At 37.4% G+C, this 3,524-nt stretch carries 3 protein-coding genes; 2 read left to right on the top strand and 1 reads right to left on the bottom strand.

Going from position 1 to position 3,524, the window contains the following annotated elements; all coding sequences use genetic code 11:
• The first annotated feature begins 381 nt into the window (after positions 1-381).
• Both ACFO3P_RS14585 and ACFO3P_RS14580 read left to right on the top strand, forming a co-directional pair.
• A complete protein-coding gene (locus ACFO3P_RS14585) occupies positions 382-1,467 on the top strand; it encodes a Gfo/Idh/MocA family protein (RefSeq protein WP_379542477.1) in 1,086 nt (361 codons plus the stop codon).
• Positions 1,468-1,520: 53 nt separating this feature from the next.
• On the top strand, positions 1,521-2,507 hold the full coding sequence (locus ACFO3P_RS14580; protein WP_379542476.1) for a Gfo/Idh/MocA family protein: 987 nt from the start codon (positions 1,521-1,523) through the stop codon (positions 2,505-2,507).
• Between the two features lie 86 nt (positions 2,508-2,593).
• Here the strand turns inward: ACFO3P_RS14580 and ACFO3P_RS14575 are convergent, their stop codons facing one another.
• Positions 2,594-3,415, bottom strand: a complete 822-nt coding sequence (locus tag ACFO3P_RS14575; RefSeq protein ID WP_379542475.1) for a carbohydrate ABC transporter permease — start codon at positions 3,413-3,415, stop codon at positions 2,594-2,596.
• Positions 3,416-3,524: the final 109 nt, after the last annotated feature.

Here is a 3,524-nt window from a genome sequence, read left to right as displayed (position 1 = left end):
TTTTCTCAGGTTTATTTCGTGTGCTTTCATTTCTGTAAAATCATTATTCAACTCTAAAACCATCTCTTTTATTTCTCACTTGACTTTATATAGTTAGTCTTTCTAAAATACAGCTTATAAGTGACTTGAATTTTTATAACTTCACTTAATTTTGAAAACGTTTTCTATTATTCTATTTTAGCATAAAGTATAAGGAAATAAGTAAAAAGCATTCGCTTTTTGAAATCTTTATTTTGTTAAAAACAATGACTTGATGCCATTCTGCCTGATTTCTTTAAAATTTGGAATGAGACATGATTTGATAAATGATTCAAGATTGACAATCCTTTAAATTAAATTTAAACTTATATAAATGTAATCGTTTTCAAAGGAGGAGATACTATGGGGGAAAAGCTTAAAATAGCAATTATTGGCTGCGGGGGAATTGCAAATGGAAAACATTTGCCAAGCCTTAGCAAATTGGAGCAAGTAGAAATGACAGCGTTTTGCGATATTGTACTTGAAAGGGCAGAAAAAGCTGCAAAGGAATATGGAACGAAAGATGCGAAGACATATGTGGACTTTAAAGAATTATTACAAGACACATCGATTGATGTTGTTCATGTCTGTACCCCAAACAATGCGCATATGGAAATCACAGTGGCTGCGTTGGAATCTGGAAAACATGTCATGTGTGAGAAACCAATGGCTAAGACAACAGAAGAAGCTAAAAAGATGGTAGAAGCAGCTGAGCGCACAGGCAAAAAATTGACGATTGGGTACAATAACCGATTTAGACCCGACAGCCAGCATCTGCATAAGCTTTGTGAGCGAGGAGATTTGGGAGAAATATATTATGCAAAAGCACACGCTATAAGAAGAAGGGCAGTACCTACATGGGGAGTGTTTCTCGACGAAGAAAAGCAAGGAGGCGGACCATTAATTGATATTGGTACACATGCGCTTGACTTAACATTATGGATGATGAATAACTATAAACCCAAATCGGTTATGGGAACGGTCTATCATAAATTAGGGAAAAATGAAAATGCAGCAAATGCCTGGGGACCTTGGGATCCAGAGGCCTTTACAGTAGAAGATTCTGCATTTGGTTTTATAACGATGGAAAATGGCGCAACAATTGTTCTGGAATCTAGCTGGGCATTGAATTCCTTAGACGTGGATGAAGCAAAATGCTCTCTCAGCGGCACGAAAAGTGGTGCAGATATGAAAAATGGATTACGAATTAATGGTGAAGACTTTGGTAAATTATATATTCAGGAAATTGAATTGGAATCAGGAGGAGTGGCATTTTACGACGGTAACTCTGAAAGTGATCCTGATTTAGAAGCAAGAAATTGGATTGAAAGTATTATCAATGATACCGAACCAGTCGTGAAGCCAAGTGAAGCACTTGTTGTCACGCAAATATTGGAAGCAATATACGAATCGGCACGAACGGGGAAAGCCGTTTATTTTAATCAATAGTAAAGTTAAAAAAATGAGTTTTGTAGAATATATATTTAGGGAGGGAAATTGAATTGGTTAATATTGCATTGTTAAGCAGGTGGCATGTACATGCGGATGACTACGCCCGAGAAATTCAAGCTAATGATAATTTATCTATTAAACTCGTGTGGGATGAAAATGCGGACAGAGGAGAAAAGTGGGCAGAGGAATTAGGAGTCCCTTTTGAATCGGATCTTCAAAAGGTTTTAACAAATCCATCAATTGAAGGAGTAGTTGTCACTACCCCAACAAATTTGCATAAAGAAGTAATTATCTCAGCTGCAAAAAATAAAAAACATATTTTCACTGAAAAAATTTTAGCTTTTACAGTGAAAGATTGTGAGGAAATTTATAATACGATAGACCAATATGGCGTTAAATTAATGGTTTCACTTCCAAGATTAACAGAAGATTATTATTTATATGCGCAAAAGGTAATAGATAATAACTGGATTGGAAGACTTACTACTATTCGATGCCGTACTGCTCATGATGGCGCAGTTGTAGGGCCGGGAGAAAGCGAGGGCTGGTTACCGAAGCGTTTTTTTGAAAAAGAGCAATCTGGAGGCGGCGCATTAATTGATTTAGGTGCCCACCCCATCTATTTGACTAACCGGCTGGCTGGTAATGTAAAAAAACTGGTTTCCCATATGAATCATACAAACAACCTTGGAGCAGATGACAACGCTGTCGTCTTAGTAGAATATGAATCTGGTGCGATGGGGATTCTCGAGACTGGTTTCCTATCCAAAGGCAGTCCGTTTCAATTAGAGCTCTACGGAACAGAAGGCACGATACTAATCGAAGACAACAAAATCCGCCAGACATTTGGAAATGGGGAGTGGTCCACACCGGATAACCCGCCAGAAGCATTGCCTATGCCTATGGAACAATGGGCATCCGCAATTATAAATGGAACTGCCCCGTCAATAAATAAGTCTGATGTTATTAATCTAACCTTAGTTAACGAAATAGCAATGAAATCAAACAAAGAAGGATGCTGGATAAATCCTTCATGACTCATAACCACAATTACTGAGATGAATTTCTATCACATAGTTAGAGCGGATAACCCTCAAGTTATCCGCTCTAACTATGTTTATTTCTATTCTTTCACAGACCCTGATGTTAAGCCTGAAACAATTCGTCTTTGGAAAATCAACACTAAGATGACAATGGGAATGGTCACAATAACCGTTGCTGCACTGATATCTCCCCAAGGAACTGAATATTCACTTTGGTACATGGAAATCCCAACTGGTACCGTTCTCCATACATCATCACTATTAATGGTTAAAGCAAATAAATATTCATTCCACGCCGCAATGAATACCAGAATAGCAGTCGTAAAAATACCTGGTGTCGCAAGCGGTAAAATAATTTTACGGAATGTTTGAAATGGACTGGCTCCATCGAGTTTTGCGGATTCCTCCAATTCGAATGGAATCTTTTGAAAAAAGGTAGATAGAATCCAGATTGATAATGGTAAACTGATTGTCATGTAAGGAATGACTAATCCCGTATAGCTATTACGTAAGCCTAACTCTGTTACGATATTGAAGATTGGCGAAATAACTGCTACTTGCGGGAACATCGAAGCAGCTAATACCACTCCCAGGAATAAACCTTTTCCTTTAATCGGCAATCTAGTTACAGCATAAGCCGCAAAGGCCGCGCAACCTACCGCCAAAACTGTTGTTACCGTTGAAACAACAAAACTATTTAACATATATCGCATAAGCGGGCGATTCGTTACCGCAGCTTCATAGGATTCGGTCGTAGGGTTTGATGTAAACCATTTAAATGATGTAAATATTTCTCCTACAGGTTTTATCGACGTTAAGAACACCCAAATAAACGGAAACATCACTAAAAATACAAATATGACTAGGAATATATAGAAACCTGCACCTGCACGTTTATTCATATTATTTCTCCTTGTATATTATATTTAGAGTTTTTATCTTCCGATTTTTAATAGGAAACTCTATGAACCAAAGTAATTTAGTTAGATATTAACTCAGTTTTTCTGAGAT

The organism is Oceanobacillus aidingensis, assembly GCF_042654105.1.
Classification (GTDB): domain Bacteria; phylum Bacillota; class Bacilli; order Bacillales; family Amphibacillaceae; genus Oceanobacillus; species Oceanobacillus oncorhynchi.
The sequence above is the reverse complement of the archived record's forward strand: the minus strand, read 5'-3'. Positions and strand labels throughout refer to the sequence as shown.